Source organism: Streptomyces sp. NPDC088733 (assembly GCF_044751185.1).
GTDB lineage: Bacteria > Actinomycetota > Actinomycetes > Streptomycetales > Streptomycetaceae > Actinacidiphila.
Genome location: NZ_JBIVLH010000019.1, coordinates 54,320 through 70,860 on the forward strand (window position 1 = coordinate 54,320; position 16,541 = coordinate 70,860).

The following is a 16,541-nucleotide window of genomic DNA, read 5'->3' on the forward strand; positions in this document are numbered from 1 at the left end:
GCGAGGCGGCACAAGGGGAAGCCGGTGTGGTGCAGACCTCATGGGGCCCTCGCCACACGGGCTATCGTGACGAGGTGACCCTCACCGACCAGGACCGTGCCGTCCTCGACATCGCGGGCCGTTCGTGGGCGGGCCCCGGCGCGAAGGAACGGGCGATACGGGAGCGGCTCGGGATCTCGCCGACGCGGTTCTACCAGCTTCTGAACGCGCTGCTCGACGACCCCGAGGCACTCGCGCACGCCCCCGTCACCGTCAACCGCCTGCGCCGGATGCGCGACGCTCACCGCACCACCCGGTAGGCGGTGGCGGTGGGCGTCGTGTTCGGCGGGTTCGGCGCGTGAGCCGAGGGGGCCGGTGCGCCCCGGAGGCGAACCGAGCCACAAAAGGGGGCTAGTCCAGGGCGCGGCGGCCCATCCGGCTGTGGGAGCGGGTGAGCAGGGCCGCGAGCAGCGTCGCCCCCAGCGGCACCAGGACCAGCAGCATGCCGATGGTCGCCCACGGCACCACCACGGGCACCTCGACGTGTGCGACGAGGGCGCCGCGGCCCTGTTCCAGCATCTGCCGGGCGAGGTCCCGCTGCTGCTGCCGGTCGACGCGCCGCAGCGCGACCGCGGGCAGGATGCCTGCCGCCGTCCCCAGCAGTACGCCCATCGCCGCGACGACCCCGCACTGGAACCCGGAGAGCGTGCGCCGCACCCGGCCCGGGGCCCCGACGGCGGCCAGGGTCCTGAGGTCCGCCTCGGCGTCGGCCTGGGCCAGACCCGTCGCGACACCTGCGGCGCCGATCGTCACCAGGCCCGCGAAGAGGGTCAGCGCCACCAGGACGACGCCGTACCTGCCGGTGTAGCCGTGCTCCAGGTAGACGTCGGACCGGACGCCCAGTTTGGCGATGTCCTGGGCCAGCGCCTGCTGTTCGGCGTCGGTGGGCATGCGCGTGGTGGTGAAGAGCGAGCCCAGCGGCACCGTGCGCAGCCCGGCGGAGGCGGCGGCCGGCTCCGGCACGACGGCCCGCACCCCGTACGCGTGGGCGGTGCTCAGCCGCATGGGCAGCCTCTTCACCGTGCTTGTCTCCTGCTTCGACATGTCCGGGGTCACCCGGAGCCGCAGGGAGCCGTGGTCGGCGCAGGTGCGGTCGAACAGCACGGTCGTCCCGCGGGCCAGTGCCCCCCGCGCGGCGGGGTCGTGGATCCCGAGGACGTCCAGCACCTGCGGTCCGCCGACCAGGACGCTGCCCTCCGCCCAGATCGCCGGTGTGGTGCCGTCCTGCCGGCACCGCCAGTCCTTCGCGAAGGCCCGCAACTGGGCCGGGGTGAACGTCCCGGAGGTGCCCTCGGCGTCGGGCGGGCACTGGTTGGCGTCGGGCTGCACCGGCATGACGTCGCCGCAGCCGGGCTGCGCGGTGTACGGGTCGCAGATCCGGGTCCCGGTCACGAGCCGTGACACGTCCGCCCGCCGGCCGACCGGGAGGCGCTTGTCCACGCTCTGCCGCATCGCGTCCATGCCGCGGCCGCCTTCCGAGGGGAGGCCGACCGCGAGCACACCGCGCGGTGCCCTGGCGACGTACGCGTCCCGGTTCTGCTGCTCCTGGCTGGCCGCGTACGTGGCGACGGCGACCGTACCCGCCACGGCCGCCAGCACCGCGGCCACGGCGGGCGCGGTGCGGCCGCGGTGGCGCACCGCGTCCCGCAGCGCCAGCCGCGGGGCGAACGGCAGCCACCGGCCGAACCGGCCGAAGCCCGCGACGAGCAGCGGGGTGAGGGCGACCAGGCCCAGTTCGGCGAGGGCGGAGCCGCCGGCCACCACGTAGGTGTCGGTGGTGCGCGCAGATCCGTAGACCGCGATCAGCGCGCCCAGGCAGAGTGCCGTGAGACCCGCCAAGGGCAGCAGCCGTCCGGCCTTCCGCGTCGCGCGCCGGCCGGTGAGCGAGGCGAGCACGCTCTGCCGCGAGGCGGTGAACGCGGGCACGGCCGCGGCGAGCAGCCCGGTGACGACCGCGAGCGCGCCGATGCCCAGCAACTCGGCGGGCCGCAGGGTGAATCCGCCGAAGCGGCTGCCGGTGTAGTCCTCGATCGCGGGACGCAGCAGCAGTGTCAGCGCGATGCCGGTCACCGTGCCCACGACCGCGGCCGCGCCGCCGATGACCAGGCCGCCGGAGAGCACGATCGCCCGGATGTGCCGGCGGTCGCCGCCGTTGGCGCCGACCAGTCCGAGTTGGCGCCGCGAACGCCGTGCGCCGACCGCGAACGCGGGGCCCGCCAGCAGGCAGACCTCCAGCAGCGCCATGCCCGCGACGGTCGCCCCGGCGGTCAGCGCGGCGCGGTCCTGGGGCGCGGCGGGCTTGCCGGAGTCCGGCAGCCGGTAGAAGGGCACCTGGGAGTCGGCGGGCGGATCGAGCGTCACCGTCCGCGAATGGACCAGCACCCCGGCGGTGTTGGCGCGCCGCACCATGTCCCAGGTGAAGCCGCCGTCCACCGCGACCAGGTACGACGGCGCGGGTGCGCCCGCGTCCGAGCCGGCCGCCTTGCGTGCGGCGACGTACCGGTCGACGAACGCGCCCGGGTGGAAGTCCAGTTGGGCGGTGCCGAGCCTGCTCGGCAGGTCGTAGGCGCCGACGACGCGGTAGGCGTGGTCCAGTCCCTGGGCCCGGACCTCGGACCCGACGCGCAGTCCGCTGCGCGCCAGGAACGCGTTGGTGGCGGTCACCTCGTCGGGCGAGGCGGCGAAGCGCCCGCGGGTCAGGTCCATGATCCCGGCGGCGAGGGGGTCGGCCCCGTCCAGTTCCCTGACCTCGGTGCCCATGATGCCGGACGTGGTCATGACGTCGGCGTACGCGATCGTGTCGGGGATGCTCCTGGCCCCCGCGGGCGCCGCCGTCCTGGGGTCGACGCCGGGCGGCACGGCCGTCTCGCCGGGCTTCTCCTGCCGCGCCAAAGCGAAGCTGTCGCCCTGCGGCGTCTGGAGGATCGCGGTGCCTCCCTGGCCGGCGTCCTCCAGGCGGGCGTCGGCCGCCCCGATGTCGCGGGTGACGGTCTGCTGCGGGGTCAGCCGGGAGCTGCGGATGGTGACGTCGGCGGCGCTGACCCCGACGACCGGTACCGCGATCATCGCCAGCACCATCAGGCTGCGGCCCTTGGCGCGCCAGGCGTCGCGGCGGGCGATCCGGACCGCGACCCGCCAGCTGCGGAACGGCGAGGTCACTGGGCCGTCCCCCCGGTCAGCAGCGGATCCGCGGACGGCCGCAGGGTGATGTCCACCACCGAGCCGTCGCGCACGGAGACCACCCGGTCCGCCCAGGAGGCGAACCGCGCCTCGTGCGTGACCAGCACACAGGCCGCGCCCGCGTCGCACCGGTTCCGCAGCAGCGCGAGCACCGCCTCGCCGGTCTCCGAGTCCAGGGCGCCGGTGGGCTCGTCGGCGAGGACCAGCCGCCGGTCGCCGACCAGCGCCCGGGCGACGGCGACCCGCTGCTGCTGGCCGCCGGACATCTCGTCGGGGAAGCGGTCGGCGAGCTGCTCCAGGCCCATCTCCGCCAGCAGCGCGAGCGCCTCGCGGCGGGCCGCGCGGCTGCCGGTGCCGTCCAGTTCACGGGGGAGCGCGACGTTCTCGGCGGCGGTGAGCGCGGGTATCAGGTTGTAGTCCTGGAAGACGTAGCCGATGCTGCGGCGGCGCAGTGCCGCCACCTGCTTGCGGCTCGCCGCCGTCAGGTCGGTGCCCTCGACCACCACGCGTCCGGACGTGGGCACGTCCAGCCCGCCCGCGAGGGTCAGCAGCGAGGACTTGCCCGACCCCGACGGGCCCATGACGGCGACGAGTTCGCCCGGGTGCACGGCCAGGTCGATGCCGCGCAGCGCGTGCACCTCGGTGGCCCCGGACCCGTGCACCCGGGTCAGCCCCTCCAGGAGCAGCACAGGTGCGGGCCGCCCCGGCGGCGTGGGCGGTGTGTTCAGGCTGGACATGAGCTGGTCTCTTCCCCGGCGGTGACAGATCGGTTCACATTCCGACCGCCATGCGATGATCACTGGCTCACTGTGTCCCGAAACGGCAACAACTCCCTCCGCCCGCTGGCGTCGGTGCCGCCCAGGGCCGACCCGGCCGCGCGATGCCTCCGAGACCGCCCGCATCCTCGACGCGGTGCCCGGGAGACAGCGCCACCGGCTGGGGGCACGCGAAGCGGACGGCCGAGGGCGCTCATGCGTCCGGCGCGGCCTTCACGTGATGGCTGAGGTCGCCGTAGAACTGCTCACCGACCGTACGGCGGGTGAAGCGCCACACGCCGTCGCGACGTTCGAAGGTGTCGCGGTAGCGGCCGGTCGCGACGGGCTGGAGAGGGAAGCCGTCGGTCTGCTGCAGGACGGTGAAGTACGAGGAGGAGGTGGCGGTGCCGGCTTCCTCGTCGACGTCGATGAGGAGGTTGGTGGTGACGTGGCGGGTTCTGGGCGTGCCGTCGTCGTAGGTCCGCAACGTGTTCACCGCCATGTCCTCGACGGCGGCCTTGCCGCGAACCGTTTTCGTGCCGAGGGTGAATTCTGCGGCGTCGAGGAGTTCGCCGAGCCCGGCGAAATCGCCGTCATCGACGAGGAACGCGTACCGGCCGATGAGCTGGGTGATCTGATGCTCGCTGGAAGACATGGATGTCCCTTTTCATGATGGACAGGAGGACGAGATCTCAATACATCAGGTGAGGTCTGCTCTGATGTGGGCGATCTTGTCCCCACTGAAGGTGATGTCGAATGTTCCACCGGTGTGACCGCCGGGGAAGTCGCCGGTGAAGTCGACCTCGACATGCAGGTATCCGGCCCCGGTCGCTGCGGGAACGGGCGTGACGCTCTGGAGTCGCGTTGTCGTGCGGTAGCCGATGAAGTACGCGTCGAAGTATTCCTTGATGCCGGCCACGCCATCGAATGTGCGCCCCACGGACGGATCGTCAAGCACGGCATCTTCGGTGAAGAACTTCAGGTAGGTGCCGGCATCGTGCGTATTCGACGCGGCGATCCACTCGGTGATGATGTCCTGGTGGTCGACGGTTGGCATATCTCCTCCATGAAAGCGCTGCCGGGTCTTCTGTTTACCCACCCAACATCCTCGTGCGCGATCGATGAAGGCCGCCGTGTGCCTAGGAGCGCGGCACCCACCCAGCGACGGCGGCCGGCCCCCGTGCACAGGTGAAGCCCCGGAGGGGCGATGCTTCCGTACGCCCGCCATGCCCCCCGCCCCCCTCGGTATGGTCGGTGGCATGACCCTCAGGGACCCCAGGGACGAACTGCCCGAGCCGACGACGCCCGAGGGCGGGGACGGCCTGACCGCACTGCTCGCGGAGCCCCGCAGGGCCGTCGTGGCGCTGGACTTCGACGGGACGCTGGCCCCGATCGTGCCGGATCCGGACAGCGCGCGGGCGCATCCGGAGGCCGCCCGGGTGCTGGCGCGCCTCGCGCCGCTCATCGGCTCGGTGGTGGTCGTGACGGGCCGTCCCGCGGGGGTGGCCGTGCGGTACGGCGGTTTCGCCGGGGTGCCGGGTCTGGAGCGGATGGTGGTGCTGGGCCATTACGGCGCCGAGCGGTGGGACGCGCGGTCCGGCGAGGTGCGGGCGCCGGGCGCGCACCCGGGGGTGGACGCGCTGCGTGCGGAGCTGCCGGGGGTGCTGGACGGGATCGGCGCGTGGCAGGGCACCTGGGTGGAGGACAAGGGCCGTGCCGTGGCGGTGCACACGCGCCGTACGGAGGATCCGCAGGCCGCGTTCGCGGCGCTGCGGGGCCCGTTGGGGGAGCTGGCGGAGCGGCACGGCCTGATCGTGGAGCCGGGCCGGATGGTGCTGGAGCTGCGTCCGCCGGGGATGGACAAGGGTGTGGCGCTGGGCGACTTCCTGCGGGAGGTGGGGGCGGGCCCGGTGCTGTACGCGGGTGACGACCTGGGCGATCTGGCGGCGTTCGGCGCGGTGGAGAAGCGCCGCGCGGACGGCCTGCCGGGTGTGCTGGTGTGCAGCGGCAGCGCGGAGGTGGCGGAGCTGGCCGCCCGCGCGGATCTGGTGGTGGACGGGCCGGAGGGCGTGGTGCGTCTGCTGGACGCCCTCGCGGCCGTCCTGGAGGGTCAGGAGAGCCAGGACCGCGTGAGCGACTGAACGGCCGAGCCGTCGAGGTCGGCGAGCTTGGCGCCGACGAAGGCGCGGGCGGCCTCGGAGGTCTGGACGCGGAACGGCGGGTTGTCGGCGCCGAGGGCGTCGACGACGGGTGCGGCGGCGTCCTCGACGCCCTGCGCTGCGTGGAAGGCCTGCGTGGTGCGGTCGAGGTAGTGCGTCATCGCGTCGGCGTAGGGTCCGGCCGCGGCGACGTACGCGGGGATGTCGATGCCGACGTTGGCGACGAACTCGCTGGCCACGGCGCCGGGTTCGACGACGATGACGGAGACGCCGACGGCGGCGGCGACCGGCGCGAGCGACTCCATGAAGCCCTCGACCGCGAACTTGGCGGCGCAGTACGCCTCGTTGAAGGGCTGTCCGACGACGCCGCCGACGCTGGTGACGGTGATGAGGCGGCCGCCGGACTCCCGCAGGTGCGGCATCGCGGCCTTGGTGACCTCGACGACGCCGAAGAAGTTGACCTCCATCGTGGCGCGCACGTCCGCGACGGTGCCCAGTTCGACGGTGTTGACGTGTCCGGCGCCGGCGTTGTTGACGACCGCGTCCAGCCGCCCGAACTCGACGACGACGTCCTCGACGCACGCGGCGACCAGCAGCGGGTCGGTGACGTCCAGCCGCTTGAGGTGGACGCGCTCGGCGACACCGGCCTTCTCCGCGGCCTCGCGGAGCGCGTCGGCCTTGCCGAGGTCGCGCATGGTGGCGACGACGGTCCAGCCGGCGCGGGCGGCGCCGACGGCGACGGCCAGGCCGATGCCGGTGGAGGTGCCGGTGATGAGGACGGTGCCGGGGGAGGTGGCGTGGGCAGGCATGGGGGTTCCGTTCGTTCGTCGCGCCCAGGGATTCTGTGCGTGTACACACACCATAACCATTGCGTGCGTGTACACACAACCCCGCCCCGCCCGGTAAGGTGACCCCATGGCGCGCAACGACATCACCCTGGGGGAACTCTCCGACCGCGACCGTGCCTTCTACGGCCTGATGTGGGCCGGCACCACCCTCACCGGCCGCGTCGACCAGGCGCTGCTCCGCGCCCACGACCTGCCGATGTCCTGGTTCGAGGTCATGCTGTGGCTGCGCCGCCGGAGCGAGCCGGTGGCCGCCTCCGACCTGGGGGCGCGGACACTGCTCAGCCGCAGCCAGGTCTCCCGCGTCATGGACGCCCTCCAGGCGCGCGGCCTGATCGTCCGCGTGCCCTCGCCGACCGACGCCCGCTCCACCGGGGTGCTGCTGACCGAGGCCGGCCGGGCGGCCTTCGACGAGGCCGACGCCACCCGCCGCGCCGCGCTGGCGGACGGATTCGACGACCGTCTGGACGAGGCCGACATACAGGCGCTCAACGCCATCTGGGCCAAACTCAAGGGGAAGCCCTCAGGCCCGGCCGCCTGACCTCCCGGCGCCGCCGCCGTCGGCGTCCGCGTCGTGCACGATCAGGGCGATCTGCACACGGTTGTTGAGCCCGAGCTTGCCCAGGACGCGGGAGACATGGGTCTTGACCGTGGGCACGCTCATGTGGAGCGCCGCCGCGATCTCCGCGTTCGACCGGCCCTCGCCGATGGCCAGGGCCACCTCGCGTTCGCGCCCGCCCAGCGAGGCGAGTTGGCGGCGGGCCCGCGCGCCCGCGCTCCGCGACTGCGCCGCCCCGCCCGCGACCTGCGCGATCAACTGCCGTGTCACCGCGGGCGACAGCACCGGCTCCCCGGCGGCCACCTTCCGTACCGCCTCGACGATCTCGCGCGGCGGGGTGTCCTTGAGGACGAAGCCCGCCGCCCCGGCGCGCAGCGCGCGCAGCACGTGCTCGTCGGTGTGGAACGTGGTCAGGACGACGACCTCCGGCGCACCGGGCCGGGACCGCAGCTCCTCCGTGGCGGCCAGGCCGTCCACCGAAGGCATGCGGATGTCCATCAGGACCACGTCGGGGGCGTGCGCCTCGACCAGCGCGGAGACCTCCGCCCCGTCGCCGGCCTCGGCCACGACCTCGATGTCCGGGGCCCCGCCCAGCATCAGGCGCAGGCCGGCGCGGACGAGGGGGTCGTCGTCGACGAGCATCAGGCGCAGCACGGTCACGCGCCCACCGTAGCCAGTCGGCCCGTCGCGGCGTTCACGGCGTTCACGGCGCCCACGGCAGCCAGGCCCGGACGCGGAAGCCGCCGCGCACCGGGCCGTGTTCGAGCCGGCCGCCGGTGAGGGCGGCACGTTCGGTGAGGCCGGTCAGTCCCTGTCCGGCGCCGGGGATGCCCGCGGCGCGCGGGGCGGCGGGGGCCGTGTCCGGCGCCGGGTTGCTGACCTCGACCGTCAGCCCGCGCGCCGGGCCGCCGCTGAGCCGGACCGTCACCTCCGTGCCGGGCGCGTGCTTGCGGGCGTTGGTCAGCCCCTCCTGCACGATGCGGTAGGCGGTGCGCCCCGTGGCGGCCCCGCCCTCCCCCGCCGCGCAGTCCGTCTCCAGTGCGATCCGCATGCCGGCCTCCCGTGCCTCCGCCACCAGCCGGGGCACGTCGGCGAGGGTCGGCTGCGGGCGCACGCCCGCGCCCCCGCCGGTCGTGCCGCCCGTCCCGCCCGGCTCGCGCAGGACGCCGATGATCCCGCGCAGGTCCTCCAGCGCCTGGTGCGCGGCGTCGCGGATCACGCCCGCGGCCCGTTCGATCTCGGCGGGCGGGGCTCCCGGGTGGAACTCCAGCGCCCCCGCGTGGACGCTGAGCAGCGTCAGCCGGTGCGCCAGGACGTCGTGCATCTCGCGGGCGATCTCCTCGCGGGCCTCCCGCCGTCCCCGTTCCGCGTGGGAGGCGAGCAACTGCCGCCGGGAGCGCACGTACAGCCCCCAGCCGATCGCCCCGGCCATGATGGCGAAGAAGGTGAGCGCGGAACCGGTCTCCGGCAGGTCCGGGTCGGGTCCGCGGGCGAGGAACACCGGCAGCGGCGCGAAGGCGAGCGCCGCGATCCACGCCGTGCTTCGCAGCGGGCGGTGCGCCGCCACGGTGAAGACGGCCACCGCCGTCGGCCCGCCCACCAGGTGCGCGAACCATCCGGTCACCAGCAGTGCCGCCGCCAGCTGCACCGGCCACCGCCGCCGCAGGAACAGCGCGGTGCACGCGGCCGCGCTCACGGCCTGCTCGGCGATCCCGGTCCCGGCGCCCGTCCCGCCCGCGGACAGCACGGAGAAGGCCGCGGCGCCGAGGAAGACCGCGATGTCGGCGCCGATGCCCTTCGGCATGCGTCTGGGTATGCCTCGCATGTCCCCGAATCTACGGACCGCGGACGCCGCCACCACAGGCCGCGTGCGAAGTCGGGACCTTCGGACGACACGCGGGGGCCGATCGGCTACTTAGGACGACAGCCCGGCCCCGGCGCCGCTTCCTAGCCTCGGGGCATGAAGGGTCTTCGCGGGTTCACAGGATTCCTCGGCTTCGTCCTGCTCTCCCAGGGCCTCGGCGGCATCGCCTACGAGCTCACCGACGGCAGGTTCCATCTGTGGGCGCTGGTGCAGCGGATCGGTTTCCTCGACGGCTACCGGATGTACGTGTGTGTCGTGCTGGTCGCATTGGGCCTGGCGGTGTGCGTGGCGGCAGACTCGGTGGGCAAGGCGAAGAAGTAGTCCGCCCGTTTGTGGCCCACCGAAGGAGCCGGTCCTGAGCACGTCGTACGCGGAGGCGCTGTCCGCCCTGCTGCTGGTGGTGGTGCTGGTCTGCGCCGTGGTGCGCCCCTGGGGCCTGCCCGAGGCGGTGGTCGCCGTCCCGGCGGCGGGCATCGTCATCGGAACCGGGGCGATCTCCCTCGACCACGCCGGGGAGGAGGCCGCCCGGCTGGGGCCGGTGATCGGCTTCCTGGCGGCCGTGCTGGTGCTGGCCCAACTCTGCGACGACGAAGGGCTGTTCCGCGCCTGCGGGGCATGGATGGCGCGGACGGCGGCGGGCCGTCCGCGCCGGCTGCTGGCCCAGGTCTTCGTCGTGGCCTCGGTGATCACCGCGGTGCTGAGCCTGGACGCGACCGTGGTGCTGCTCACCCCCGTGGTCTTCGCGACCGCCGCGCGACTCGGGGCGCGGGCCAAGCCGCACGTGTACGCGTGCACGCACCTGTCCAACACGGCGTCGCTGCTGCTGCCCGTCTCCAACCTCACCAATCTGCTGGCCTTCGCCTCCAGCGGGCTGTCCTTCGCCCGCTTCGCGGCGCTGATGGCGCTGCCGTGGCTGGTGGCGATCGGCGTGGAGTACGTGGTGCTGCGGCGCTGGTTCGCCTCCGACCTGGACGCCTCCGCCGGGGTCCGGGCGGCCGGGGACGCGCCGGAGGTGCCGCTGTTCGCGCTGGTGACGGTGGTCTGCACCCTCGCCGGGTTCGTCGCCACCTCCGCGTTCGGGCTGAACCCGGCGTGGGCGGCGCTGGCCGGCGCGCTGGCGTTGGCGGTGCACGCACTGCTGCGGCGGCGGACCACGGTCCGCGCGATCGGCCGGTCGGCGGCCGTTCCCTTCCTGGCGTTCGTGCTCGCGCTCGGCGTGGTGGTCCGCGCGGTCGTCGACAACGGGCTGGCCTCCGTGCTCACGCACGTCGTCCCCGAGGGCACGGGCCTGCTCGCGCTGCTCGGGCTCGCGGCCCTGGCGGCGGTGCTGGCCAACGTCATCAACAACCTGCCCGCGGTGCTCGTGCTGCTGCCTCTGGCGGCGCCGGGCGGCCCGGGCGCGGTGCTCGCCGTCCTGCTCGGGGTGAACATCGGCCCCAACCTGACGTACGCGGGGTCGCTGGCCACCCTGTTGTGGCGGCGTATCGTCCACGCCCACGACGCGGCCGTGGACCTGCGGGAGTTCACGCTTCTCGGGCTGCTCGTCGTGCCCGCTGCGCTGGTGCTGTCGGTGGTGGCACTGTGGGTGTCACTGCCGGTCTTCGGAGGCTGAGCCGGAAAGGGGACCGCGTTGACCGTTGTCGTCTGGACCGTCGAGGGGACCTGGCCCGCGTGTGTGGACGCCGCGCGCGCCCACGCGCCGGAGGGCGCCGACATCGTGCTGCTCCATGTCAGCGGGCAGGACGTGCCGGGCGCGGCCCACGGCGCGTTCGCGGGTCTGCTGGGCCGCGGGCACCCGCGCCCGCACGGCCCGGCGCGCGGCTGGGGGCGCGATCCGGGGACCCGCATGGAGGAGCAGGCGGCCGTCTCGGGACGGGAGTTGCTCGCGGCGGCGGCCGACCGGCTGGGCCGGCCGTGCGTCCGGCGCGAGCTGACCGGCCGGGTCGAACGGGAGGTGGTGGCGGCGGCGGAGGGCGCCGACCTCCTGGTCCTCGCCCGCGACGGCGACCGCAGCCACCTCGGCCCGCACAGCCTGGGCCCCGCCGCGCGCTTCGTCGTGGACCACGCGCCCTGCCCGGTCCTCCTGGTCTGGCCCGAACCCGCCCCCGACCTCGGCACGATCCCCCCACCGCCCCCGCAGGCATAGTGGGGTCGGCCCCGGTCAGTCGGCGCTGCCTGCCGTGGCCACCCATCGCATGGGCTGTCCGGTCACGCGCGCGATCATGTCGAAGTCGCCGTTGTAGTGCAGGACGGTGGCGCCGTGCCGCTCCGCCGTCGCTGCGATGATCAGATCCGCGACGGACAAAGCCTTCCAGTTCCCGTCTCCGATGAGCAGGGTTTGCACCTCTAGGGCGCGGTCCCATGCTTCGTCAGGCGTGGGGAGCCAGTCGAAACCGCGCATCTCGTCGCGGATACGTTCGGCGTCGGCCTTGGAACGGGCGCTGCGGAGGACCTCCACTTCGACGGCCCCGCACACGGCGAGGAGCCCGGCGTTGTGCAGCGGCTGGACCATGGCGCGGACCGGCGGCTTCGGATAACGGGCGAGGGCGGAGGTGTCGATGAGGAAGCGGTCGGTCATGCGTCGTGATGCGGGTCGTCCGCACTGTCGACGGGACCGGTCAGATCAGGAAGCCCGCCATCAGCCAGCCACTCCAGAAACGACGCGCGCTTCCGGCGCTTGACCGCGTCCTCGAGAGCTGCGTTGACGGTGGCGACCTTCGTGGTTGTACCGAAGATCTCGGCCGCGGCGGCGAGCATGTGGTCATCGACGTCTATGACGGTACGGGTCATCTCCGCCTCCAAGAGTGCGATCCATGGGTCATGATATCAAAATGTGCGGCAGACGATATCAAACGCTGCCCAACCCCTGCCGCCCTCTATGCCGGCCGGTTCGGTGGGTCCAGGGTGACCGGCGGGCGGCACCGCATCCCCTGGTGTCACTGCCAGGGCCGCGCGGATATTCCCGGGTTGCGGCGGCATGACGACATCGACGTCTCCTCGTCATCCTCCGCTCATCGAGCGGCCGACTTCCCGCCGCCGGTTGACGAGTGCCGTAAACCTTGGGCGGAGACCCGCATTCCGTTTGTCATCTGACGTATGCCCAGCTGGGGGGCCTTCCTGCGTAGCGTCGATGGGGCTTGAAACCATCCAATCGGGAAGGCCCCCCTCATGTGCACTCATGGTGACCATTCGTCCCAGGAGCCGGCCGGCAACAGCCGGCGCGGTTTTCTGCGCAACGCGGCGCTGGCCGGCGCGGGCGCCGCGGCCGTCGGCGTCGGCGGGGCCGCGTTCGGCGTGACGCCCGCGTCCGCCGCGGAGGCCGGGAACGCCGAGGACGCCGCCAGGCACGGTGGCAAGAGCGGCAAGTGGAACCCGGACCCGACGTCGCTCCAGTTCACCCTCGCGGTCATGCCGGACACCCAGTTCCTCTACTGGGGCAGCCAGGACAGCGTGAACCGGACTCCGCAGGAGGAGTCGTTCCGCTACATCATCAACAACAGCGGCAACCCCGACAACAACATCGTCTTCATGGCGCACCTCGGCGACATGACGCAGGACGCGGACCCGTCGTCCTTCGAGCAGGTCGACAAGGCGTTCGCGGTGCTGGACCAGCACGGCGCCGCGTACAGCGTGCTCGCCGGCAACCACGACGTGTCGGGCGACGACAGCCGCGGTGACACGCCGTACCTGCGGACCATGGGCCCGCAGCGGTTCCGGCACTCCAAGACCTTCGCCTCGGCGGACGAGACCGGCTACAACACCGCGCACATCTTCCAGGCCGCCGGCCGCTCGTGGCTGCTGCTGGCGCTGGACTGGCGCACCACCGACCAGGGTTACGCGTGGGCCAACAAGGTCATCAAGGCGCACCCGAAGATGCCGGTGATCGTCACGTCGCACGACATCGTCGCCTCTCCGTACGATGACAACGTTTTCCCGTACGAGTCCGGCGACCCCGAGAACAACGCCGTGATCGTGGGCAACGGTCAGGCGATGTGGGACAAGCTGATCAAGGAGAACGACCAGGTCTTCCTGACCCTGAACGGCCACTACTGGCCGCCCGGGCGCATGACCCAGAAGAACGCCGCCGGCAACGACGTGCACATGCACATCACGAACTACCAGAACCGGTACTTCGGCGGCGGCGGCATGATCCGCCTGTACCACTTCGACCTGGTCCGCAACACGATCGACGTCGAGACGATCAACCCGTGGATCATGGCCCAGGAGCCGGAGACCCGCACCCAGCTGGCCGCGGAGATCGCCCAGGTCACCGGCCCGGTCGACAACTTCTCCATGCCGATCGACTTCGACGAGCGCTTCGCGAGCTTCAACCCGGTCCCGGTCCGGCCCGCCCGCCCGGCGAGCAAGGAGCTGGTGAAGGGCACGCTGGCCTACTGGCGCTTCGACGGGCAGGGCGCGCCCGGCACCGCGCTCACCGCGGGCCAGACGATCCGCGACCTGTCCGGCAAGGGCAACGACCTGACGGTGGTGACCCTGCCGGGCACCGCCGACGGTGCGCTGACCTGGTCCGCCGACCACCACCCCGACCAGCCCGCGCACGCCAGCCTGAAGTTCACCGGCGGCCGCAACCCGGTCAACGGCTCGTACCTGACCACGGGTCCGAAGGCGCCGCTGAACAGCGAGACCTTCAGGAGCGGTTACACGATCGAGTCGTTCGTGATGATGCCGCTGGACTGGGACTCCGGCCGGAACGGCAACGCGTCGTTCCTCAGCCGCCGGGGTGCGTCCGGCGCGGCGGGCAAGCACGGCAAGAACACCGACCCGAACGAGCCGCTGGCCCAGTTCAACATCACGAACAACGGCCGCGAGCCGCAGTTCAACCACTACCCGCTGAACACCACCTACCCGACGACCAACTGGGGTCACGGCCTGGTGGAGCTCAAGTGGTGGCACCTGGCGGTCGTCAACGACGGCCGCTACACCCGCCTGTACGTCGACGGCGCGCCCGTCGTCGACAACCCGAACCGGGTCTCGCAGGGCATCACCTCGCTCGGTCTGCCCTGGCTGGTGGGCGGCCACGAGTACGCGGGCGCGGTCGACGTCGTCTTCCACGGCAACGTCGGTGACATCCGCATAGTGAACCGTCCGCTGTCGCACGACGAGTTCCTGACCGCCGAGTAGTCCGGCCGGTCACCGTCTCCCGCCCCCGGCCCGTCCGTCGGAGGCGGGAGACGGGGTCGGTTCACCGTCAGTCCCGCCCCTACAGCCGTGGCAAGGCCGTTCGCACGCGTACAGCCGGGGCGGCGAGCGCCAGTGCGGCGCGCACCCGGTCCGCGCCGCGCGGCCCGCCGGGGCCGGGCGCGGGGACGGCGCCGGTGCAGGGCGCGCACACCCCGGTGGCTTGCCCTCGCGGCAACGGATCGCCGCAGCCCGCGCATTCGGGCAGCGGTTCGGCCGGGGCCGCTGGATCGAGGCGGGTGCGCGGGGCGGGGAGCTTGTCGCGCAGGCGGCGGGCGATGAAGCCGGCGGGGGAGTGCACGGCGGACGGCAGTCCGGCGCTGACGGCGGTGCGCAGTTCGAGTTCGCTCGCGCCGTTGGCCAGCCAGCGCGCGGCCAGCGGGGCGAGTTTCGCCGCCTCGGCGATGCCGAGGGCGAGCCGGGCCTCCGTCCGCCCCACCCGGTGCAGCACGGCCGCCGCGCGGGCGACCAGCGGCGCGTCGGGGTGGGGGGTGTTCACCTCTTCGGTGTTCTTTTCCCTGGGTGATGCGCCGACGGCCCGTTCGGCCGGTGCGCCGACGGTCGGCATCCGGTCACCCGGTGGGGCGAAGGCGGCCTCGATCTCCTCCGGGGCCAGCAACGCGACATTGGACACCAGCACTCGGGTCGTCCATCGACCCGTGTGCGGGCACTGGTTGCGCCGGGTGTGGACGTAGCCCTCGGCTTCGAGTTGCTGCCGGGCCCGGCGCAGCGCGATGCGTCCTTCGGGCATCTTCTCGCCGATGGTCTGGAGGGTCTCGCGCGATCCGTCGGGCAGGGAGAGCGCCCACTGGAGCAGTCGTACGGCCGTTCCGTTCAGCCGCGGATGGCGGATGAGGTCGTTCGGCGTCTGGGAGAAGAAACGGGTCGGCGGGATAGCATGACGCAGCATTTACGGGGCTCCGCATCGGCCTCGGGGATGTAGGCCCCCGGTCGGTGTTGGCGCACCGCTGGGGGCCGCTTCGTGCGCAAGCACGAAGCGTGATCGGGCGGTTACTCTACCCGCACGGCGGCGGCGCGCGCGACGCCCGTTCGCCGACCCGACGCACGCAAGCGCAGCCCCGGACGCGGCCCGCGACCGCTGGAGGGGACCGCGCCAACAACGCCCGTGGTCCCTACATCTAGGCTGTCGCCGAGGTCCGCGGCAGTGCGTGATCGCCTCGCACGCACCTCGTCGTCGGCGACAACGCAACGCATGGGGGGATCGGCGTGGGACGTCGATGGGTGAAGGTCCTGGCCGTCACGGTGGCCGTGCTGGCCGTGCTGTTCGTGACCGCCGACCGGGTGGCCGTGCACTACGCGGACAAGGAGGCGCTCCAGCTCGCGAAGGAGAAGTACGGCTACGCGAACACCACGGACGGCCACATGAGCGTGGGGATCCAGGGCTTCCCGTTCGTGACCCAGGCGCTCGACGGCGACTTCCGCCATGTCACGCTGGACGCCGACCACTTCTACGTCGACACCGTCGACAACCGGCAGGGCGGCTACCTGTACATCGCCCGGCTCCGCATCGATCTGCGCGACGTGAGCGTGACCTCGGTGACGGCGCGCAGTGCCCAGGCCAATCTCGCCACCGGCACCCTGACCCTCTCCTACAAGGACCTGTCCGGCGTGGTGTCACGGCTGGCGAGGGCCGGTGGCTCGATCAAGATCTCGCAGGCCCCGGGATCGGACGGCCAGGCGGCACGCGTCCAGGTCTCGGGAACGGTCGGCGGAGCACCGCTGAGCAGCACGGGCACGCTCCTCGCGCAGGGCTCGGAGCTCACGCTGTCCGTTCCCGGTGCCGAACGCGCCGGTTGCGAGTGGAGGGTCGCCCTCCCGGTCGGCCTCGGTTTCACCGCGGCGCGTGCCACCGCCGACGGCATCGAGATCAGCCTCACCGGGCACCAAGTGACGCTCGGTTCCTCGCGCTTCGACGGGTGA

18 protein-coding genes are annotated in these 16,541 nt (G+C 72.9%); 8 read left to right on the forward strand and 10 right to left on the reverse strand.

What is annotated here, in order from left to right:
* The first annotated feature begins 29 nt into the window (after nucleotides 1-29).
* On the forward strand, nucleotides 30-299 hold the full coding sequence (locus ACIP64_RS29130; protein ID WP_401592581.1) for a DUF3263 domain-containing protein: 270 nt from the start codon (nucleotides 30-32) through the stop codon (nucleotides 297-299).
* A gap of 91 nt (nucleotides 300-390) precedes the next feature.
* On the opposite strand, the gene ACIP64_RS29135 is transcribed toward ACIP64_RS29130, so the two are convergent.
* From ACIP64_RS29135 to ACIP64_RS29150, 4 genes are all read right to left on the reverse strand, one after another.
* A complete protein-coding gene (locus tag ACIP64_RS29135; RefSeq protein ID WP_401592396.1) occupies nucleotides 391-3,198 on the reverse strand; it encodes an FtsX-like permease family protein in 2,808 nt (935 codons plus the stop codon).
* Nucleotides 3,195-3,956 (reverse strand): ABC transporter ATP-binding protein, encoded by a 762-nt coding sequence (locus ACIP64_RS29140; RefSeq protein ID WP_401592398.1) that lies wholly within the window; start codon nucleotides 3,954-3,956, stop codon nucleotides 3,195-3,197. The genes ACIP64_RS29135 and ACIP64_RS29140 overlap by 4 nt, the downstream gene beginning before the upstream one ends.
* A 232-nt stretch (nucleotides 3,957-4,188) precedes the next feature.
* Nucleotides 4,189-4,629 carry a nuclear transport factor 2 family protein gene (locus ACIP64_RS29145; protein ID WP_401592400.1) on the reverse strand — a complete coding sequence of 147 codons (441 nt, stop codon included), beginning with the start codon at nucleotides 4,627-4,629 and terminating at the stop codon, nucleotides 4,189-4,191.
* 45 nt (nucleotides 4,630-4,674) lie between these two features.
* Complete coding sequence (locus ACIP64_RS29150) at nucleotides 4,675-5,073, reverse strand: nuclear transport factor 2 family protein (protein WP_401592402.1); 399 nt, start codon at nucleotides 5,071-5,073, stop codon at nucleotides 4,675-4,677.
* Between the two features lie 160 nt (nucleotides 5,074-5,233).
* Between ACIP64_RS29150 and otsB the strand changes: the two genes are divergently transcribed.
* On the forward strand, nucleotides 5,234-6,115 hold the full coding sequence (otsB, locus tag ACIP64_RS29155; protein WP_401592404.1) for a trehalose-phosphatase: 882 nt from the start codon (nucleotides 5,234-5,236) through the stop codon (nucleotides 6,113-6,115).
* Here the strand turns inward: otsB and ACIP64_RS29160 are convergent.
* Complete coding sequence (locus ACIP64_RS29160) at nucleotides 6,085-6,942, reverse strand: SDR family NAD(P)-dependent oxidoreductase (protein ID WP_401592406.1); 858 nt, start codon at nucleotides 6,940-6,942, stop codon at nucleotides 6,085-6,087. The genes otsB and ACIP64_RS29160 overlap by 31 nt on opposite strands.
* Before the next feature lie 106 nt (nucleotides 6,943-7,048).
* Between ACIP64_RS29160 and ACIP64_RS29165 the strand changes: the two genes are divergently transcribed.
* On the forward strand, nucleotides 7,049-7,519 hold the full coding sequence (locus tag ACIP64_RS29165) for a MarR family winged helix-turn-helix transcriptional regulator (RefSeq protein WP_360900929.1): 471 nt from the start codon (nucleotides 7,049-7,051) through the stop codon (nucleotides 7,517-7,519).
* On the opposite strand, the gene ACIP64_RS29170 is transcribed toward ACIP64_RS29165, so the two are convergent.
* Nucleotides 7,502-8,179 carry a response regulator gene (locus ACIP64_RS29170; RefSeq protein WP_401592583.1) on the reverse strand — a complete coding sequence of 226 codons (678 nt, stop codon included), beginning with the start codon at nucleotides 8,177-8,179 and terminating at the stop codon, nucleotides 7,502-7,504. The two genes, ACIP64_RS29165 and ACIP64_RS29170, sit on opposite strands and share 18 nt — an antisense overlap.
* Before the next feature lie 61 nt (nucleotides 8,180-8,240).
* Nucleotides 8,241-9,362 carry a sensor histidine kinase gene (locus ACIP64_RS29175; protein ID WP_401592409.1) on the reverse strand — a complete coding sequence of 374 codons (1,122 nt, stop codon included), beginning with the start codon at nucleotides 9,360-9,362 and terminating at the stop codon, nucleotides 8,241-8,243.
* Nucleotides 9,363-9,497: 135 nt separating this feature from the next.
* On the opposite strand from ACIP64_RS29175, the gene ACIP64_RS29180 reads away from it, so the two are divergent.
* Genes ACIP64_RS29180 through ACIP64_RS29190 form a run of 3 tightly spaced genes read left to right on the forward strand, consistent with a single transcriptional unit; the run spans nucleotide 9,498 to nucleotide 11,547 of the window.
* A complete protein-coding gene (locus tag ACIP64_RS29180; protein WP_401592411.1) occupies nucleotides 9,498-9,722 on the forward strand; it encodes a hypothetical protein in 225 nt (74 codons plus the stop codon).
* 34 nt (nucleotides 9,723-9,756) lie between these two features.
* The gene (locus tag ACIP64_RS29185) at nucleotides 9,757-11,013 is read left to right on the forward strand and encodes an SLC13 family permease (protein ID WP_401592585.1); all 1,257 of its coding nucleotides are present in this window, start codon (nucleotides 9,757-9,759) and stop codon (nucleotides 11,011-11,013) included.
* Between the two features lie 18 nt (nucleotides 11,014-11,031).
* Complete coding sequence (locus tag ACIP64_RS29190) at nucleotides 11,032-11,547, forward strand: universal stress protein (RefSeq protein ID WP_401592413.1); 516 nt, start codon at nucleotides 11,032-11,034, stop codon at nucleotides 11,545-11,547.
* A 15-nt stretch (nucleotides 11,548-11,562) separates the two neighbouring features.
* Here the strand turns inward: ACIP64_RS29190 and ACIP64_RS29195 are convergent, their stop codons facing one another.
* Nucleotides 11,563-11,979, reverse strand: a complete 417-nt coding sequence (locus tag ACIP64_RS29195) for a PIN domain nuclease (RefSeq protein ID WP_401592415.1) — start codon at nucleotides 11,977-11,979, stop codon at nucleotides 11,563-11,565.
* Nucleotides 11,976-12,191: a type II toxin-antitoxin system VapB family antitoxin gene (locus tag ACIP64_RS29200; protein ID WP_401592417.1), complete on the reverse strand. Its 216-nt coding sequence runs from the start codon at nucleotides 12,189-12,191 to the stop codon at nucleotides 11,976-11,978. The genes ACIP64_RS29195 and ACIP64_RS29200 overlap by 4 nt, the downstream gene beginning before the upstream one ends.
* Before the next feature lie 378 nt (nucleotides 12,192-12,569).
* Between ACIP64_RS29200 and ACIP64_RS29205 the strand changes: the two genes are divergently transcribed.
* The gene (locus ACIP64_RS29205) at nucleotides 12,570-14,543 is read left to right on the forward strand and encodes a LamG-like jellyroll fold domain-containing protein (RefSeq protein WP_401592419.1); all 1,974 of its coding nucleotides are present in this window, start codon (nucleotides 12,570-12,572) and stop codon (nucleotides 14,541-14,543) included.
* 79 nt (nucleotides 14,544-14,622) lie between these two features.
* On the opposite strand, the gene ACIP64_RS29210 is transcribed toward ACIP64_RS29205, so the two are convergent.
* On the reverse strand, nucleotides 14,623-15,510 hold the full coding sequence (locus ACIP64_RS29210) for a hypothetical protein (protein ID WP_401592421.1): 888 nt from the start codon (nucleotides 15,508-15,510) through the stop codon (nucleotides 14,623-14,625).
* 317 nt (nucleotides 15,511-15,827) lie between these two features.
* Between ACIP64_RS29210 and ACIP64_RS29215 the strand changes: the two genes are divergently transcribed.
* Nucleotides 15,828-16,541 carry a DUF2993 domain-containing protein gene (locus tag ACIP64_RS29215; protein WP_401592423.1) on the forward strand — a complete coding sequence of 238 codons (714 nt, stop codon included), beginning with the start codon at nucleotides 15,828-15,830 and terminating at the stop codon, nucleotides 16,539-16,541.